Source organism: Nonomuraea spiralis (assembly GCF_014648435.1).
Taxonomy (GTDB): domain Bacteria; phylum Actinomycetota; class Actinomycetes; order Streptosporangiales; family Streptosporangiaceae; genus Nonomuraea; species Nonomuraea spiralis.
Genome location: NZ_BMRC01000007.1, coordinates 83147 through 100793 on the forward strand (window position 1 = coordinate 83147; position 17647 = coordinate 100793).

The window sequence follows — 17647 nt, forward strand, 5'->3', positions numbered from 1 at the left end:
GTCTTGCAGGTCGGCGGAGTCGATACGTGGGTCTCAGGACTTAGTCTTGGCGAACGGCGCGGCCGTAAACAGGGACGGCGACGCCGCCCGCCCGCTCCAGCCTCCAGGCCCCGGCCCGTACGGCATCAGGGGCGAAAGTCACGAAAGGCGGGACCTTCGGCCGCTCCGCGCACGGGTACGGCGGGCCGAGGATGAGGGCATGGACGATCGTCGTGTCATGGTCGGGATCGACGGCACCGGTGACTGCGAGGCCGCGCTGCTGTGGGCCGCCGAGGAGGCGGACCGCCGCGGTGCGCGGCTGGTCGTGGTGCACGCCTGGGAGCCCAGGACCGAGCACAGGGCGCCCTACGCGCGTCATCCGGCGGAGCCGGCTGGACTTGAGGAGGCCTGCGCGGGGGTCGTACTCGATCGCGCGCTCGCCCTGGCCCGGGAGCGGATCCCCGGCGTCGCCGTCGAGGGACGGCTCGTACGGGGACGGCCCGAGGCGGCACTCGCGGAGCGGGCCCGCGGGGCCGGCCTGCTGGTGCTCGGCTCCGCCGCGCGGCGCGCGGGGGACGGCAGGCTCGGCGCGGTGTTGCTGACGTGCCTGCGCCTGCAGCCGTGCCCGGTGGTCGTGGTGCCGGCGGCGGGGCCGGGCGGCGTCCGGCCGGCCGGCGCCGACCTCGCCCTGGCCCACTGAGGGCTGCTGAGGGGCCGCTGAGGGTTCTCCGGAAGCGCCGCGCGCCGCCCGGGAAGGCGGTGCGACGCGGGCGCGGACGTCGTCCTGTTACGACTCGGCCGTGACGGCGGCGGCCAGCCGGCGTACCTGCTCCTCCAGTTCGTCGACCCGCTGTTTCAGGGCCAGCAGCTCGGCTTCGAGCGCCGGTGACTGCATGAGCACACGTCCACCGATCACGACGGTTCACCCCTTCGTCTCTTCCGGGACAAGCACCATCGTGCGCCTCCGGACGCGCTTCGGCCAGCGGCGAACGTCCCGGACCCGGGGGACGACCGCACCCCACCGGGCAGGGTCCTTCGGCCCTGTCCCTGAACGACCTCCGGCCCTGCGAGGAACGGGGGCCGGTGGGGTCCCCTGGGAGGTGACGAAGGAGGGAACATCATGATCGTTGTAGGAGTCGACGGCTCGGTGGCCGCGCGGGCGGCCGTCGTGTGGGCCGCCAACGACGCCTTCCGCCTGCGGACGCCGTTGCGGATCGTGCACGCCGTGGACCGGACGCCGTACCAGATCCACCGGTTCGCCACGGCCTGGATGCCCGACATGCTGATGGACGAGGGACGGCGGATCCTGCGCGAGGCCGAGGCGCTGGCCCACGAGCGTCAGCCGTCCGTCGAGGTGACGACGCTGGACGTCGAAGGTGTGCCCGCGACGGTCCTGCGCGCGCAGGAGAAGGAGGCCACCGAGATCGTGCTCGGCAGCCGCGGCCTCGGCGGGTTCGCCGGCGCGCTGCTGGGCTCGGTCAGCACGAACGTCGCCGGGCACGCCCGCTGCCCCGTCGTGGTCGTACGCGGCGAGCACCAGCAGGTGCGCGGGCAGGTCGTGGCCGGGGTGGACGACTCGCCGGAGTGCGAGCCCGCCCTCGCCTACGCCTTCGAGCAGGCCAGGCTGCGGGGCGCCACGCTGCGGGTGCTGCACGCCTGGCAGCTGCCGGTGCACGCGTTCGCGCCGGAGGCCGCCTACGACCTGGACGAGGTCCGCGCCGCCCAGCACCAGGTCGTCGCCGAGCGGGTGAACGGGTTCGCCGCCGACTACCCGGAGGTGAACGTCCTGCGGGAGGCCCCGACGGCCCATCCGGTGGACGCGCTCACGGCGGCGTCCGACGAGGCCGACCTGCTGGTCGTGGGCTCGCACGGACGCGGTGGCCTGGGGTCGGCGCTGCTCGGCTCGGTCAGCCGCGGCGTGCTGCACCACGCCCGCTGCCCGGTGGCGGTCGTCCGTGCGCGGGACTGACGCCGCGCGGGACCCTCTGCCCCCCGAGGACGGGACCAAGGGCCCTAGGGAACGCGCACAGCTCAGGAAATCATCGTCGTCATGACCACGTTGCAGCACATCGACGCCTACTGGCGGGCGGCGAACTACCTGTCCGTCGGGCAGATCTACCTGCTGGACAACCCGCTGCTCACCGAGCCGCTGCGCCCCGAGCACGTCAAGCCGCGCCTGCTCGGCCACTGGGGCACCACCCCGGGACTCAACTTCTGCTTCGCCCACCTCAACCGGATCATCGCCGAACGCCGGCAGGACATGATCTACATCGCGGGCCCGGGACACGGCGGGCCCGCCGCGGTCGCGCACGCCTGGCTGGAGGGCTCGTACTCCGAGAAGTACCCCGAGGTCTCGCAGGACGCCGAGGGCATGCGGCGGCTGTTCCGCCAGTTCTCCTTCCCCGGCGGCATCCCCAGCCACGTCGCGCCGGAGACGCCGGGGTCCATCCACGAGGGCGGCGAGCTGGGCTACTCGCTCGCGCACGCGTTCGGCGCGGCCTTCGACAACCCGCGGCTCGTGGTGGCCTGCGTCGTCGGCGACGGCGAGGCCGAGACGGGCCCGCTGGCCGCGAGCTGGCACTCCAACAAGCTGCTCGACCCCTACCGGGACGGCGTCGTCCTGCCGATCCTGCACCTGAACGGCTACAAGATCGCCAACCCGGCCGTGCTGGCCCGCATCCCCGAGCAGGAGCTGCTCAAGCTGATGGAGGGGTACGGCTACCGTCCCCACCTGGTCGGCCCGTCGCACGAGGAGATGGCCGCCACCCTCGACGCCGTCTTCGACGAGATCGCCGCCTACAAGGAGGGGCGCGTGGACCGCCTCCCCATGATCGTCCTGCGGACGCCGAAGGGCTGGACCGGCCCGCGCGAGGTGGACGGCAAGCCGGTCGAGGGCACCTGGCGGGCCCACCAGGTGCCGCTGTCCGGCGTCCGCGACAACCCTGAGCACCTGGCCATGCTGGAGGAGTGGATGCGCTCGTACCGGCCGGAGGAGTTGTTCGACGCCGACGGCCGTCCGGCGCCCGCCCTGTGGGGGACGGTCCCCGACGGGCCGCTGCGGATGAGCGCGAGCCCGCACGCCAACGGCGGCGAGCTGCTGCGCCCGCTGGCCCTGCCGGACTTCCGCGACTACGCGGTCGAGGTCAAGTCGCCCGCGACGCGCTCCACCGAGCCCACCCGGGTGCTGGGGACGTTCCTGCGCGACGTGATCGCCGCCAACCCGCACAACTTCCGGCTGATGGGCCCCGACGAGACGGCCTCCAACCGGCTGTCGGACGTGTTCGAGGTGACCGACCGCGCGTGGGAGGCCGAGATCCTGCCCACGGACGAGAACCTGGCCCCGGGCGGCCGGGTGATGGAGGTGCTGAGCGAGCACCTGTGCCAGGGCTGGCTGGAGGGCTACCTGCTGACCGGCCGCCACGGGCTGTTCAACTGCTACGAAGCCTTCATCCACATCATCGACGCCATGTTCAACCAGCACGCCAAGTGGCTGCAGTCGTCGAAGAGGATCCCCTGGCGGCGGCCCGTCGCCTCCCTCAACTACCTGCTCTCCTCCCACGTCTGGCGGCAGGACCACAACGGCTTCAGCCACCAGGATCCCGGTTTCCTCGACGTCGTGGTCAACAAGAAGGCCGAGGTCGTACGGGTCTACCTGCCGCCGGACGCCAACACCCTGCTGTCGGTGGCCGACCACTGCCTGCGTTCGCGTGACTACGTCAACGTGATCGTCGCGGGCAAGCAGCCGGTGCTCGACCTGTTCACCATGGACGAGGCCGTCGCCCACTGCACCCGCGGCCTCGGCGTCCTGCACTGGGCGTCCACGGACGAGGGCAGCGAGCCGGACGTCGTCCTCGCCTGCGCCGGCGACGTGCCCACCCTGGAGACGCTGGCCGCCGCGGCCATCCTGCGTGAACACCTGCCCGAACTGAAGGTACGGGTCGTCAACGTCGTGGACCTGATGCGGTTGCAGCCGCCGTCGGAGCACCCCCACGGCCTGCCGGACGCCGAGTTCGACACCCTGTTCACCACCGACAGGCCGGTCATCTTCAACTTCCACGGCTATCCCTCGCTGATCCACCGCCTCACCTACCGCCGCCACGGCCACCACAACCTCCACGTACGGGGGTTCAAGGAGGAGGGCACCACGACCACGCCGTTCGACATGGCGATGCTCAACGACATCGACCGCTACCACCTGGTCATGGACGTGATCGACCGGGTCCCAGGGCTGGGCGCCACCCAGGCGCACCTGCGCCAGCGGATGGCCGACGCCCGGCTCCAGGCGCGCGCGTACACCCGCGAGCACGGCGAGGACGCGCCCGGCACGCGCGACTGGACCTGGTGACCTCGGCGCGGCCCTCGTAGTTGCCCTCCTCGCCAAGAAGTCCCAGGACCAGGGGTGGTCACGGCGGGGGTCGCGCGTGTGGTGGCGTTTACGTGGTGAGGGCGGGCGGGTAGGCCAGTCATCGGCCGTCAGGTGTGCGGCGTGGCTGGTCGGAGGGGGTTTTCGGTCCGGCCGGCGCGGCGCGGCGACACCGGCGGCCTTCATGGGGAGCGGCGCCTTCGGGGCGGGCCTGCCGCGCGGTGAGGGGGGCTGATGGAGCCGACGGAGCATGCCGCGTTCAGCCTGCGCAGCCAGGCATGGTGGGACAACGCGGGCAACCCGGAGATGACGGCCCTGTACCTCGAACGTTTTCTCAACTTCGGACTGACCCCGGATGAACTACAGTCCGGCCGGCCGATCATCGGCATCGCCCAGACGGGCAGCGACCTCGTCCCGTGCAACCGCCACCACCTGGCCCTCGCCGACCGGGTCAGGGACGGGATCCGCGACGGCGGCGGCATCCCGCTGGAGTTCCCCGTCCATCCGCTCCAGGAGACCGGCAAACGCCCCACCGCCGCGCTGGACCGCAACCTCGCCTACCTCGGACTGGTCGAGGTCCTGTACGGATATCCGCTCGACGGCGTCGTCCTGACGACGGGCTGCGACAAGACCACGCCCGCCTGCCTGGCCGCGGCGGCGACCGTGAACATCCCGGCGATCGTCCTGTCCGGCGGGCCGATGCTCAACGGCTACCACCAGGGCGAGCGGATGGCCGCCTCGGGGTCGGGGCTGGTGATCTGGCAGTCGAAGCGATTGCTCGCCACCGGGGAGATCGACTACGCCGAGTTCATGGCGCGGGTGGCGGCCTCCGCGCCCAGCGTCGGCCACTGCAACACGATGGGCACCGCGCTGTCGATGAACAGCCTGGCCGAGGCACTGGGCATGTCCCTGCCGGGCTGCGCGGCGATCCCGGCCCCGTACCGGCGGCGGGCGCAGATGGCCTACGACACCGGCCGCCGGGCGGTCGACCTCGTACGCGAGGACCTCACCCCGCGCAAGATCATGACCAGGGCGGCCTTCGAGAACACGATCGTGGTCGCCTCGGCCATCGCCGCCTCCACGAACGTGCCCATCCACGTCAACGCCATCGCGCGGCACGTCGGGGTGCCGCTGACCATCCAGGACTGGCAGCGGGTCGGGGGCGACGTACCGGTGCTGGCGAACGTCGCCCCGGCAGGCGAGTTCCTCGGCGAGGACTTCTACCGCGCCGGCGGGGTGCCCGCGGTCATGCGGTCGCTGCTGGCGGCCGGGCGCCTGCACGGCGACGCCGTCACCGTCTCCGGCCGTACCGTGGCCGAGAACCTGGCCGGCGGCCCGGCCGCCGATCCGGTGGTCATCCGTCCCTTCGACGACCCGGTCGCCGCGCGCGGCGGGCTGCTCATCATGACGGGCAACCTGTTCGACTCCGCGGTCATGAAGACCTCGGTCCTCACCGACGACGCCCGCGCGGTCGCCGACTACCGCGCCGTCGTCTTCGACGGGCCCGAGGACTACCACGCCCGCATCGACGACCCCGAGCTCGGCCTGGACGAGGGCTGCATCCTCGTCATCCGCTACACCGGGCCCATCGGCTACCCGGGCTCGGCCGAGGTGGTGAACATGGAGGTGCCCGCCGCGCTGCTCCGGCGGGGTGTCACCACGCTGCCCACGCTCGGCGACGGTCGCCAGAGCGGCACCTCGGACGCGCCGTCCATCCTCAACGCCAGCCCCGAGGCCGCGGCCGGCGGCAACCTCGCCATCCTGCGCACCGGCGACCGCATCCGCGTCGACCTCGGCAACGCCCGCGTGGACGTGCTGCTGACCGACGAGGAGATCGCCGAACGCTGGGCCGCCCACACGCCTCCGGCACTGGAGAACCAGACTCCGTGGCAGGAGATCTACCGCGCGACCGTCGGCCAGCTCGACAGCGGCGGATGCCTGGAGCTGGCGCTGTCGTACCAGGATCTCGTCCACACCAAGGGGATTCCCCGTGACTCGCACTGACGCCAGAGGCACCATCATGATCGCCGACTCCGACTTCGGCGACGTGGACATCGAACGCGCGATCATCGAGGGCGCCGGCTTCGACCTCCGCGCCGAACAGTGCAAGAGCGAGCAGGAGGTGATCGACAAGGGCCGGGACGCCGACGGCGTCCTGACCCAGTACGCCGAGGTCGGCACCCGCGCGATCGAGGCGTTCACCCGCTGCCGGGTGATCGCCCGCTACGGCACGGGCGTGGACATCGTCGACGTGGACGCCGCCACCCGGCGCGGCATCCAGGTCACGAACGCGCCGAACGAGTGGTGCGCCGACGAGGTCGCCGACCACGCCGTCGCCCTCTGGCTGGCCACGGCCCGCAAGATCTGCGAGTACGACCGGGCGACCCGGCGGGGCCTGTGGCAGTGGCAGACCGGGCAGCCGATCTGGCGGCTGCGGGGACGGGTGTTCGGGCTGCTGTCCTTCGGCGCGATCGCCCAGCTCATCGCCGAGCGCGCGCGGGCGTTCGGCGTCGAGGTGTGGGCGCACGACCCGTACCTGGACGACGCCGCGATCCGGGAGCACCAGGTGCGGCCGGTGTCGTTCGACGAACTCGTGGAGGGCGCCGACTACCTCGTGATCCAGGCGCCGCTCACCCCGGCGACGCACCACACCTTCGACCGCGCGACGCTGCGCCGGATGAAGCCGACCGCCGTCCTGGTCAACACCGCGCGCGGCCCGATCGTCGAGGACGCGGCCCTCCACCAGGCGCTCGCCGAAGGATGGATCGCCGGGGCGGCCCTGGACGACCTGGAGGAGGAGCCCGCGAAACAGCGCGGCTGGCAGCCGCGCAACCCCCTGTTCACGCTGCCCAACGTGATCGTCACCCCGCACGCCGCCTACTACTCCGAGCAGGCCGTCGCGACCGTGCGGCGCTTCGCCGCCGAGGAGGCCGTACGGGTCCTGACCGGGCAGGGCGCCCGCAGCCCGGTCAACGACGTACGGGCCCGGCTGTCGCGCTGAGGGACGCCATCCGGCTCACCAGGTCTTGCCGGCCTGCTCCCGGATGGTGTGGTTGATGCGGTTGTAGAAGTTCGTCAGCGCGATCTCCAGGATGAGAGCGTTCAGCTGCTCCTCGGTGTGGTGGTCGGCGGCGGCCTGCCAGATCTCGTCGGTCACGCCGGGGGCGCCGTCCTGGATGCGGGTGGCGGCCTCGGTCAGCGCGAGCGCCGCCCGTTCGGCGTCGGTGAAGAACGGCGTCTCGCGCCAGGCGGACACCGCGTGCAGACGTTCGTCGCTCTCCCCGGCCTTGCTCGCGGCGGCGACCGAGGTGTACACACAGGGGCTGCAGCCGTTGATCTGGCTGGCCCGCAGGTGGACCAGCGACAACAGCCGCCCGTCGACGCCCCCGGCGGCGATGGCCTTGTTCAGATGCTTGATCGCGGTGTAGATGTCGGCGTTCGGCGCGCTGGTCAGACGGACCGGCATGGTCTTCTCCATCATGGTCGGTTACCCGGGCCCGGCCGGGCCCGTCATCATCCATGACGGAGTGGAACCGAGAAAGGTAACAGCATGTCCGGAACCAGCCCGGGGGATCCGACGGCCGAGGCGTTCGAGGCCCAGCGCGGCCGGCTGCACGCGGTCGCCTACCGGATGCTCGGCTCGCACGCCGACGCCGAGGACGCGGTCCAGGAGGCGTGGCTGCGGTTGTCCCGCCACGACCCGGAGGAGATCGGCAACCTGGCCGGCTGGCTGACCACGGTGGTCGGCCGGATCAGCCTGGACGTCCTCCGGTCGCGCAAGGCCCGCCCGGAGGCGTCCTACGACGACCGCCTGCCCGAGTTCACGGTGATCCTCGACGACGCCCCGGCCCCCGACGAGGAGGTGGCGCTGGCCGACTCGGTCGGGCTGGCGCTGCTGACCGTGCTCGACTCGCTCGGGCCGGGGGAGCGGCTGGCGTTCGTGCTGCACGACCTGTTCGGGGTGCCGTTCGACGAGATCGGCACGATCCTCGGCAGGTCCGGCGACGCCGCCAAGATGCTGGCCAGCCGCGCCCGCCGCAAGGTACGGGCCACGGAACGGCCGGCCGCCGGCGGGCCGGAGCAGCGGGCGGTGGTCCAGGCGTTCCTGGCGGCGGCGCGCGACGGCGACTTCGAGGGGCTGCTGCGCGTCCTCGACCCCGACGTGCGGCTGACCGTCGAGGCTTCCGGCGGCACGACGGTCGTCCTCGGCGCCACGCAGATCGCCTCCGGCGCGCGGGTGGCCTCCGGCGGGGCGACGCGCGGGCGGGCGGCCCTCGTCAACGGCCTGCCCGGCTTCGTCGCCTGGCACGAGGACGGCACCCCGCTCTCGGTCCTCGCCTTCACCATCGTGGACGGCCGGATCACCGCCATCACGGCCGTGGTGGACCCGGCCCGGCTCGCCGCCCTGGCCCTGCCGGTCCCGGAACGGGAGGCGGGTGGCCCGGCGGACGGCGCGTGAGGGACGCCGGTCCCCGCCTTCGCCGGGTGCCCTGTCAGGCGCTTCCGACGGGGTGGTGACCGCCGTTCTCCTCGCGGGCGGCGGGCACCACGTGCTCTTCGGCGTCCTTGTGCCGGTTCACCCAGAGGTGGACCAGCGCGCCGGCGAACAACACGATCGAGGTCCACTGGTTGATCCGCAGCCCGAGCAGCGTCACCGCGTGGTCCACCCCACCCACGGGGTCGATGCGCAGCCCCTCGATCCAGAACCGGCCCAGGGTGTAGCCGGCGACGTACAGGGCGAACAGGCGTCCGTGGCGCAGCGTGAACCGCCTGCCGGCCAGGATCAGGGCGAAGCCGAGCGCCACGTCCCACAGGGACTCGTACAGGAAGGCCGGGTGGTAGAGCGTGCCCGGCACGCCGCCGTGGGCCTGGTCGATCTCCAGGCCCCACGGCAGGGTGGTCGGGCTGCCGTACAGCTCCTGGTTGAACCAGTTGCCCCAGCGGGCGATCGCCTGGCCGAACGCGATGCCGGGCGCGATCGTGTCGGCCACGGCGCCGAGGGACAGGCCACGGCGGCGGCAGGCCAGCCACACGCCCACGCCGCCCAGGGCGACCGCGCCCCAGATGCCGAGCCCGCCCTCCCAGACGAACAGCGCCTGGTACGGCTCCTTGATCGCGCGCGGGCCGAAGTAGGTCTGCCAGTCGACGATGACGTGGTAGAGGCGTCCGCCGACCAGCCCGAAGATCACCGCGGGGACCGCGATGTCGCCGATCACGCCCTTCTCGCCGCCGCGGGCGCGCCAGCGGCGTTCGCTCAGCCAGACGCCGAAGGCGATGGCGACGATGAAGCACAGGGCGTAGGCTCGGATCGGGATGATTCCGAGATGCCAGACCCCCTGGGCGGGGCTGGGAATCGAGGCGAGGGGCATGCCGGTGAGGCTAGCCAACGACAGGCCGCCCGGCCGCTTTCGTGATCCGATCGCGAGCATCCCGCGACGTGCCGCCGACGGGCCGGGCGCGCTCGCCGGTCAGCGGGCGCGCACCACCGCCACGGTGCAGTGCGCGTGGTGCAGGACGCCGCGGGTGACCGAGCCGAGGACGATCGCCTCGAGGCCGGTCCTGCCGTGCGACCCGACGACCAGCAGGGCGGCCCGCTCGCCGGCGGCGGCCAGCGTCCTGACGGGGTGGCCGCACTGGACGTCCGCGATCACCTTGACCCGGGGGTGCCGTTCGCGCCAGGGGGCGAGCTGTTCCCTGGCGACGTGCAGGTGGCTCTCCCGCAGGGCTTCGAGGTCGCACGAGAAGTCGGGCGCCAGCGCGAACGGCAGCGGCCATGCGTGCACCGCCCGGAGCGCGGCGCCGCGCAGTTCGGCCTGGCGGAAGGCGTAGGCCAGGGCGGGCTCGCTGGCGATGGAGCCGTCGATGCCGACCGCCACCTCGTCCTGAGGGGCGGCGTCCCCGTCCCGGACGACGACCACCGGGCCGGGCGCCTGGCCGGCGACGTTCATGCTGACCGAGCCGAGCACGGCCCCGGCGAAGCCGCCCACCCCCTTGCGGCCGACCACCAGCTCGGCGGCCTCGCCCGCCTGCTCCCGCAGGGCGACCGCCGGCTTGCCGACCAGCAGCCGGGTGCTCACCTCGACTGTGGGCCGGCGTTCGCGGACGATCTCCTCGGCCCTGGCCAGGGACGCCCTGGCCCGCTCGGCCACCGAGTCCTCCCATTCAGGCACGGCGATCTGCGGCACCTGGTACGGCCAGGTCTCCACCACGCACACGGCCCGCAGCGCCGCCCCCATCCTGAAGGCGTCGTCGGCCGCCCACGCCACCGCGTCGAACCCGGCCGCCGACCCGTCCACACCCACCACGACCAGCTCGGACATCGCATCTACCTCCCCCTCTCATTCAGCCGGTCGGCAGGTGAGCGGACAGGATGACAAGTTCCAAAACTTGGAGAAGATTGGCGGCCCGGGGACCCGGCCGCCCGGCGTCCGCGCGCGTCTTTCGGGAACTTGGGGATTTTTCGCCCAATCCTGGCTTTGGGGTGGGCAGGGCCGAGGAAGGTCCACCGAGGGCGCTGTCGTACGGGGGAGACACCATGGCCGGGCTGATCGTTGCGGGGGCGGACGGTTCGGCTCCCGGTGCCGCGGCGGTCGACTGGGCGGCCGACGACGCCGCGCGTACGGGCGCCGAGCTGCTGATCGTGCACGGCCTGGACCGGCAGCCGTACAGCAGCACCCGCTTCCCCGACTTCGGGCAGGGGAACTACCTGCTGATGGGCGCGGCCAAGGTGCTGGAGGCGGCGGAGGCGGCCGTACGCGCCCGGCAGCCGTCGGTACGGGTGCGCGCCGAGATCGTCGAGGGGACGCCCGCGGCCGTCCTCCAGGACCAGGCGCGGCGGGCGGACGAGGTGGTCATCGGCAACCGGGGGATGGGCGGGTTCGCCGGGGCCCTGCTCGGCTCGGTGACCATGCAGGTGGCCGGGCAGGCCCGGTGTCCCGTGGTGGTCGTGCGCGCCGAACCGCCCGAGCCGGTCGGCGAGATCGGGATCGGGATCGACGACTCCGGCACCTGCGAACCGGCGATCGGCTACGCCTTCGAGCAGGCCCGGCTGCGGGGCGCCACGCTGCGCCTGATCCACGCCTGGCAGCTGCCCGTGCACGCCTTCGCCCCGGAGATCTCCTTCGACCTGGACGAGGTCCGCGCCGGGCAGCGCGAGGTGATCCAGTCCCGTACCACCGGGTGGCGGGAGCGGTATCCGGACGTGAACGTGGTCGAGGACGTCCAGAGCGCTCATCCCGTCGAGGCGCTCACCGGCGTCCCGAGCGACCTGATCGTGGTCGGCTCCCACGGGCGGGGCGCGTTCGGCGCGCTGCTCCTCGGGTCGGTCAGCAGAGGCGTGCTCCACCACGCGCAGTGCCCGGTCGCGGTGGTCCGCCCGCCCGAGCACCGCGACGGCTAGGGTCGCCGCTCCAGCGACGGCAGGACGGCTAGGGTCGCCGCTCCAGTGACGGCGGGACGGAGTCCGACGGGCCGGCGGGCTGCCCGGTGCGTCCCGCCGCGTCGTAGATCTTGACCCACCTGATCGCCGGGAACTGCTTGAGCGTCGGCCTGATCTGGTCGGCGACGGTGAAGGCCGACCCGCCGCCGGAGACCGGCCCGGTCAGGTAGACCCTGGCGATCCCGTCCGCGACGGTCAGCCTGCTGAAGCCGGTGGCCTTGGAGGCCGCGAAACGCAGCCCCCGCGCGCGCTCGGCCTGGGTCGGGCCGGCGAACAGCCGCAGCAGCGCGCCGGCGGCGGTGGCCGGCGGGATCACCGGGCGCGTCACGGCCGCCGTCCGCGGCCCGCGCCCGGTGGTGTCGAGGAAGTAGGCGCGCGCGGGCACGGTCCGGTAGGACGTGATCAGGTCCACGACGACCCTGCTCGGACGGGTGAGCGTACGGACCCGGAACGGTACGCGCCGGGCGAGGCCGGCGCCGAAGGTGAGCGTGGCCTCGAAGTCGCCGGTGTTGACGACCTGGACGAGGCCGGGCAACGCGTAGGTACGGCGGGCGGGACCGTAGGTGACCCGGCCGTCGCGGTCGTGGCCGTCGGCCCGGTCGAAGCTGATCCGGAGCACGGCGTCACCGGCCACGCCGACCGCTTCCCCGGAGCCGTCGGCGATCAGCCGGGACACGTAGCGGACGTCGCGCCGGGCCGGGAGCGGGCCGCGGAACTCGAAGACCAGCCGGTCCAGGCCGGACTGATGGGCGGCCCGGACGTCCACGAGGACGGGGACGGCGGCCCGCCGGACGGCCTGCGCCGGTAACGCAGGCAGGACGGCGACGCAGACCGCCGCCGCGACGGCGACGAGGGGACGGATCGGGAGCATGGTCATCATCTCTCTTCCAATGGGAGCTCCTGATCCCAGACTGGCCCCTGCGACCGCCCGGCGACACCGCCGGACGTCCCCGAAAAAGCTCCTCAGAGGCCGTGGACGCGGCGACCGGTGATCTGGTGGGGTACGACGCGGATGTACAGATGGCGTTCCCCGCCCGCCCAGGGCGTGACGCCGGCGTCGGCCAGCTTGGCCACCTCGTCCTCGGGCACGTGGTGGGCGGGCCCCTGGACGAGCACGCTCCAGCCCTCCTTCCGTGCCTCGTCGATCCGGTCCACCTGGAACCCGATCTTGATGTCCACGCCTTCGAGCCCGCTGCGCAGGTCCTGGTCCATGGGCCCGCCGCGGGCGGTGCGGAACAGGACGGCGCCGTCGTGCAGCCTGTAGTTGACGGGCAGCACCGTGGGCCCGTGCGAGCCGCTGAACGCGATCCGGCCGATGCCGCCCGGCGCGATCAGCCGCAGGCACTCCTCGGGGTCGAGGTTCTCAAGGACCGGCTCGTCCGGGCCGGGACCGGTGCCCGGCGGGCGGTCGCGGCCGCCGCCCAGCAGGTCCTGCGGGATGGTCTCAAGGGCGGTGGCCAGGCGGATCACCGTGTTCCTGTCGGGGGTGCCCAGGTGGCCCTCCAGGTACGCGACATAGCCGGGGGACATGTCGGCCCGCTCCGCGAGCTGGTCGACCGTGAGGCCGAGCCGGTCGCGGTGATAGGTCACCCGGCGTCCGAAGTCACCACTGTTCGTCATGATCATCTCCTTCTCCGTGAGGACGAGGCCGGCGCCGCCCGGCAGGGGGACGCCGTCGACCCGCGTGCTCGCGTGGTCGGCTTCGACGGTGATCAGGCGGCCGCGGAAGCGGATCGGCAACGACAGCGTGCCGAGCCGTCCGGGCAGCAGGGGATCGAGATAGAGGCCGTCCGGGCGCAGGTCCAGGCCCAGATAGCAGCGTTGCAGCATGTCCACGGTGCCGGCCATGGCGCCCAGGTGGATGCCCTCGGCGGTGGTGCCGCCCTGGACGTCGCGCACGTCGCCGAGCAGCGCCTCGGCGAAGAACTGCCACGAGCGCGCCCGGTCGCAGCGCGACAACACCCAGGCGTGGACGACGGCGCTGAGGGTGGACCCGTGGCTGGTGCGGTCGAGGTAGTAGCCGATCGTCCGGGGGATCAGGGCGGGGTCGGCCGGGTAGCCGAGCCCTTCCAGGATCTCCAGCAGCTCGCCCGCGGTGAGCAGGTAGCACAACATCAGCGTGTCGGCCTGCTTGGAGGCCTTGTAGCGGTTGACGTCGTCGCCGTCCGCCTCCAGGGCCCGGTCCAGGCGGCGCACGCCTTCGTACCGTTGCCAGTCGAGCTCGGCCAGGCCGTCGTAGCCGGTGAACTGGCTGATGACGCCCTCGTGGAAGTCGACCCGCATGCGCCGGGTGATGTCCTCCCAGCGGGCCGCCTCCTCGGGGCCGGCCACGCCGAGCTGGAGGGCGTGCCGCAGCAGCCACACGGTCATGACGTTGGTGTAGGCGTTGTTGGACAGGCCCGGTTCGGCGGCGCCGGGATAGGCGGTGTGGTACTCGTCCGGGCCCATGACGCCGCGGATCTCGTACCGGCCGGAGCCGGGGTCGGGCACGGCCAGCGAGGCGAAGAAGCGGGCGATGGCGATCAGCAGGTCGGCGCACCACGACGGCATGGAACCGGTGGCCAGGTGGTACTGCCAGACGTTGTAGGCGATGGCCAGGCCCACGTGGCGCTGGAGGTGGGAGACGTCCGGCAGCCAGCGTCCCGAGTCGGGGTTGAGATGGTAGGTCTGGGTCTCCTCGCGGCCGTCGCTGCCGCTCTGCCAGGGGAACATCGCGCCGTCGTACCCGGCCGCGCGGGCCGCCGCCAGCGCTTCGGGCAGGCGCCGCCAGCGGTAGCGCAGCAGGCCGTGGGAGATCTCGGGGAAACGCAGGTTGAGCCAGGGCAGGACGAACAGCTCGTCCCAGAACACGTGCCCCCGGTACGCCTCGCCGTGCAGGCCCCGCGCGGGCACGCCGGCGTCGAGGTCGGCGGTGTGCGGGGAGAGGGTCTGGAGCAGGTGGAAGATGTGCAGGTGGACGATCTGCGACAACTCCGGGCCGTCCACGTCCAGGCAGGCCCGCTCCCACAGCCGTTCCCAGGCCGCGGTGTGCGCGGCCAGCAGGTCGGCGAAGCCGGGGGCCGTCCGCGCCCGGCGCAGCGCGGCCGAGAGCGGGTCGTGCACGGCGGGATCGCGCGAGATCAGCAGCGCGACGACCTTCGTGAGCGTCACCGGCACGCCCTCCACGACGTCCAGCACGTGCTCGGTGGCGACCAGACCGGGCTCCTCGGCACGGGAACCCGATGCAGGGGCGTCGACGCGTGCGGCGAGGGCGACCGTGACGCGGGAGGAGCGGGTGGCCGCGGTGAGCCAGGTCAGCCCGTCCCGGCCGCCGGTCGCGTGTTCCGTCAGGTGGTCGCCGCGCAGGTCACGGTAGCGTTCGACGCCGTCGTTGGTGACCCGTCCGTCCAGGGCGGCGCGGACGCGGAGCGGGCCCGACCAGTTCTCCGCCGTGAACGTCGTCTCCAGGGCGGCCAGCGCGGGATCGGCCATGGAGACCAGGCGGCGCTGGCACACCCGGGTGACCCGGCCCTGCCCGTCCCGCCAGCGCAGGTCGCGCAGCAGCACGCCGCGGCGCAGGTCGAGCTCCTGGGTGTAGTGCAGCAGTTCGGCCAGCTCCGGCGCGAACCAGTCCGAGCCGGGCGTGGCGAACGTCAGCGGCAGCCAGTCGGGCAGGTTGACCAGGTCCTCGTTGACGACCGTACGCCCCGCCACGTCGGAGGCCAGACGGTCGTAGCAGCCAGCGTGGTAGGTGCCGGGCGTGCGGATCCGGCCCTCGGGCGTGGCGCCCCGGGTGGCGAACCGGCCGTTGCCGAGCGTGCACAGCGCCTCGCGCAGTCTCGCCGAGGCGGGGTCGAAGCCCTCGTACGAGAGCGTCCACGGGTTCATCCCGTCCCCTGTCGGGGCGGGTCGAAGGCGGCCATACCGGTGACGCTACCCACGTGCCATCCGCGCAGACAGGGTCCTTCGGCCCTTGAGGCACCGAGATCAGGTGAAGCTCTGGAAAAGAGGACAATGGCCTGAAAGGACAGGACTTCCTACCCACGCTGACGGGCGGCCGACGTGCCCATGCTGGTACGGAAGGTTGAAGAGAGGAGCGCGTCCGGTGCGCTGGAACGAGATGTCGAACAGGCAGCGGAGCTGGCTGGCGGTGCTGGCCTCGGTGGAGCTCGCGGCCACGACGGCCGCGGCGGTGGACCTGTGGCGCCGTCCGAAGGGGGACGTACGCGGGCAGAAGGGACTGTGGTGGCTCGGCATCTTCGTCCAGCCGTTCGGCCCGGTCGCCTACCTGCTGTGGGGACGACGCCGCCGCCCGGACGCGTTTCCGCAGGTGTAAGGGCGGGTCTGCGTCACTGGGCGGCCCGGATGTGATGCGCTGACCTCATCGTCTCCTGGAGGTGGACCATGACCACGCGCTCGCCGAAGCAGGCGCTGGACGCGGCGGTGGAGGCCGGTCGACTGGCTCCTTCCGTGCACAACACCCAGCCCTGGACCTTCGCCGTCACCGGCGAGGAGATCGGCCTGAAGGCCGACACCGCGCGCAAGCTCGCGGTGAGCGACGCCGCCGGCCGGGAACTGCTGATCAGTTGCGGCGCCGCGCTGTTCACGATGCGCACCGCGATGCGCTGCCAGGGGTACGAGCCCGTCGTCCGGATCCTGCCCGATCCCGACCGGCCCGGCCTGCTGGCGACGATCAGGCCGGGGGCGGAGAGCGAGCCCGACGAGCCCACCCGGGTGCTCGGCGACGAGATCGAACGACGCCACACCCACCGGGCGGGGTTCGCCGACGTCCCGGTCCCCGATCAGCTCGTCGAGTCGCTGGTCAGGGCCGCCATGAGCGAGGGCGGCAAGCTGACGCCCGTACGCTCCCCGGAGGCGGTGGACGTGCTCGCCGCGCTCACCCGGGCGGCGCAGGGCGTCCAGACGCAGGACCAGAAGTTCAGCCTGGAGATCGTACGCTGGTCCAGGCCGCCCGGCAGCGCCCGCGCCGACGGGATGCCGGCCGACGACCGGCCGCGCGAGTCCGCGCCGGCGGAGTCGGCCTTCCCACAGCGCCGCTACTCCTGGCGGCACGGCTGGAGCGCGCCGAGCGACCGGGACGAGGCGGCGACCGGGGTCGTGGCCGTCATGACCACGCGCGACGACGGCCGGGCGGAGTGGCTCGCCACCGGGCAGGCGCTGCAACACGTCCTGCTGCACGCCTCCGCGCACGGCGTCAGCGCCGCCTTCCACACCCAGGCGCTGGAGATGGACCTGCTGCGCGAGTTCCTGCGCCAGGAGCTCTTCTCCGGCGAGTACCCGCAGATGATCATGCGGCTCGGCGTCGCCCCGGACGGCGAGGAGACGTGTGACGCACGTCGCCGCCGTCGCCAAGGCGGCGCACGCCCCGGTCGACTACGTCTGGGCCGCCGCCCGGATCGCGATCGGCTGGATCTTCCTGTGGGCGTTCCTGGACAAGACGTTCGGCTGGGGCTTCGCCACCCCCGCCGCCAAAGCGTGGATCAACGGCGGCAGCCCGACGACCGGGTTCCTCAAGGGCACCGGCGAGAACGCGCTCGGCGGCCTGTTCGGCGCGCTGGCCGGCCAGGCGTGGGTGGACTGGCTGTTCATGACCGGCCTGGCCGGTATCGGCCTGGCGCTGGTCCTGGGCGTCGGCACCCGGATCGCCGCGGTCACCGGCACCCTGATGCTGGCCCTGATGTGGGCCGCCGAACTGCCCCTGGCCACCAACCCCTTCCTCGACGAGCACATCATCTACGCCATCGTCCTGGTCGGCCTGGCCCTGACCGGCGCCGGCACCACCCTCGGGCTCGGCAACCTGCCGATCGTCCGCCGCAACGCCTGGCTCAGGTAACCGCCCAGGCCACGGGCCCGTCTCCCGCGCGGGG

The 17647-nt window shown here is 72.9% G+C and carries 15 protein-coding genes and 1 pseudogene; 10 read left to right on the plus strand and 6 right to left on the minus strand.

Going from position 1 to position 17647, the window contains the following annotated elements; translation table 11 throughout:
* Positions 1-199 precede the first annotated feature (199 nt).
* Positions 200-679 (plus strand): universal stress protein, encoded by a 480-nt coding sequence (locus IEZ27_RS18760; RefSeq protein WP_189648417.1) that lies wholly within the window; start codon positions 200-202, stop codon positions 677-679.
* 87 nt (positions 680-766) lie between these two features.
* On the opposite strand, the gene IEZ27_RS54990 is transcribed toward IEZ27_RS18760, so the two are convergent.
* Positions 767-895 (minus strand): hypothetical protein, encoded by a 129-nt coding sequence (locus IEZ27_RS54990; protein WP_260478010.1) that lies wholly within the window; start codon positions 893-895, stop codon positions 767-769.
* 204 nt (positions 896-1099) lie between these two features.
* Here IEZ27_RS54990 and IEZ27_RS18765 point away from each other — a divergent pair, with 204 nt between their 5' ends.
* The 4 genes from IEZ27_RS18765 to IEZ27_RS18780 all read left to right on the plus strand — a co-directional run bounded on the left by IEZ27_RS18765 (position 1100) and on the right by IEZ27_RS18780 (position 7343).
* Positions 1100-1948 carry a universal stress protein gene (locus tag IEZ27_RS18765; protein ID WP_189648418.1) on the plus strand — a complete coding sequence of 283 codons (849 nt, stop codon included), beginning with the start codon at positions 1100-1102 and terminating at the stop codon, positions 1946-1948.
* 81 nt (positions 1949-2029) lie between these two features.
* Positions 2030-4324 carry a phosphoketolase family protein gene (locus tag IEZ27_RS18770; protein ID WP_189648419.1) on the plus strand — a complete coding sequence of 765 codons (2295 nt, stop codon included), beginning with the start codon at positions 2030-2032 and terminating at the stop codon, positions 4322-4324.
* 252 nt (positions 4325-4576) lie between these two features.
* Positions 4577-6346 carry an IlvD/Edd family dehydratase gene (locus IEZ27_RS18775; RefSeq protein ID WP_189648420.1) on the plus strand — a complete coding sequence of 590 codons (1770 nt, stop codon included), beginning with the start codon at positions 4577-4579 and terminating at the stop codon, positions 6344-6346.
* Positions 6333-7343 carry a C-terminal binding protein gene (locus tag IEZ27_RS18780; protein ID WP_189648421.1) on the plus strand — a complete coding sequence of 337 codons (1011 nt, stop codon included), beginning with the start codon at positions 6333-6335 and terminating at the stop codon, positions 7341-7343. Before IEZ27_RS18775 ends, IEZ27_RS18780 begins: the two co-directional genes overlap by 14 nt.
* Before the next feature lie 15 nt (positions 7344-7358).
* On the opposite strand, the gene IEZ27_RS18785 is transcribed toward IEZ27_RS18780, so the two are convergent.
* On the minus strand, positions 7359-7808 hold the full coding sequence (locus IEZ27_RS18785) for a carboxymuconolactone decarboxylase family protein (RefSeq protein ID WP_189648422.1): 450 nt from the start codon (positions 7806-7808) through the stop codon (positions 7359-7361).
* 84 nt (positions 7809-7892) lie between these two features.
* On the opposite strand from IEZ27_RS18785, the gene IEZ27_RS18790 reads away from it, so the two are divergent.
* A complete protein-coding gene (locus IEZ27_RS18790) occupies positions 7893-8801 on the plus strand; it encodes a sigma-70 family RNA polymerase sigma factor (RefSeq protein WP_189648423.1) in 909 nt (302 codons plus the stop codon).
* A 34-nt stretch (positions 8802-8835) separates the two neighbouring features.
* Here the strand turns inward: IEZ27_RS18790 and lgt are convergent, their stop codons facing one another.
* Both lgt and IEZ27_RS18800 read right to left on the minus strand, forming a co-directional pair.
* Positions 8836-9711: a prolipoprotein diacylglyceryl transferase gene (gene lgt, locus IEZ27_RS18795; protein ID WP_189648424.1), complete on the minus strand. Its 876-nt coding sequence runs from the start codon at positions 9709-9711 to the stop codon at positions 8836-8838.
* 99 nt (positions 9712-9810) lie between these two features.
* Positions 9811-10662, minus strand: a complete 852-nt coding sequence (locus tag IEZ27_RS18800) for a universal stress protein (RefSeq protein WP_189648425.1) — start codon at positions 10660-10662, stop codon at positions 9811-9813.
* Positions 10663-10877: 215 nt separating this feature from the next.
* Here IEZ27_RS18800 and IEZ27_RS18805 point away from each other — a divergent pair, with 215 nt between their 5' ends.
* Entirely contained in the window at positions 10878-11741 is an 864-nt protein-coding gene (locus IEZ27_RS18805) for a universal stress protein (protein ID WP_189648426.1), read from the plus strand.
* A 28-nt stretch (positions 11742-11769) separates the two neighbouring features.
* Here the strand turns inward: IEZ27_RS18805 and IEZ27_RS18810 are convergent, their stop codons facing one another.
* Complete coding sequence (locus IEZ27_RS18810; protein WP_189648427.1) at positions 11770-12651, minus strand: GerMN domain-containing protein; 882 nt, start codon at positions 12649-12651, stop codon at positions 11770-11772.
* A 92-nt stretch (positions 12652-12743) separates the two neighbouring features.
* Positions 12744-15647, minus strand: coding sequence for a pyridoxamine 5'-phosphate oxidase family protein (locus tag IEZ27_RS18815; protein WP_189648428.1), 2904 nt, complete (start codon positions 15645-15647; stop codon positions 12744-12746).
* Positions 15648-15864: 217 nt separating this feature from the next.
* On the opposite strand from IEZ27_RS18815, the gene IEZ27_RS18820 reads away from it, so the two are divergent.
* From IEZ27_RS18820 to IEZ27_RS18830, 3 genes and pseudogenes are all read left to right on the plus strand, one after another.
* The gene (locus IEZ27_RS18820; protein ID WP_229824112.1) at positions 15865-16095 is read left to right on the plus strand and encodes a PLD nuclease N-terminal domain-containing protein; all 231 of its coding nucleotides are present in this window, start codon (positions 15865-15867) and stop codon (positions 16093-16095) included.
* Positions 16096-16163: 68 nt separating this feature from the next.
* Positions 16164-17066, plus strand: a pseudogene (locus tag IEZ27_RS55545) (Acg family FMN-binding oxidoreductase); the annotation flags it as partial.
* Positions 17067-17106: 40 nt separating this feature from the next.
* The gene (locus IEZ27_RS18830) at positions 17107-17613 is read left to right on the plus strand and encodes a hypothetical protein (RefSeq protein WP_189648429.1); all 507 of its coding nucleotides are present in this window, start codon (positions 17107-17109) and stop codon (positions 17611-17613) included.
* The last annotated feature ends 34 nt before the right edge of the window (positions 17614-17647 follow it).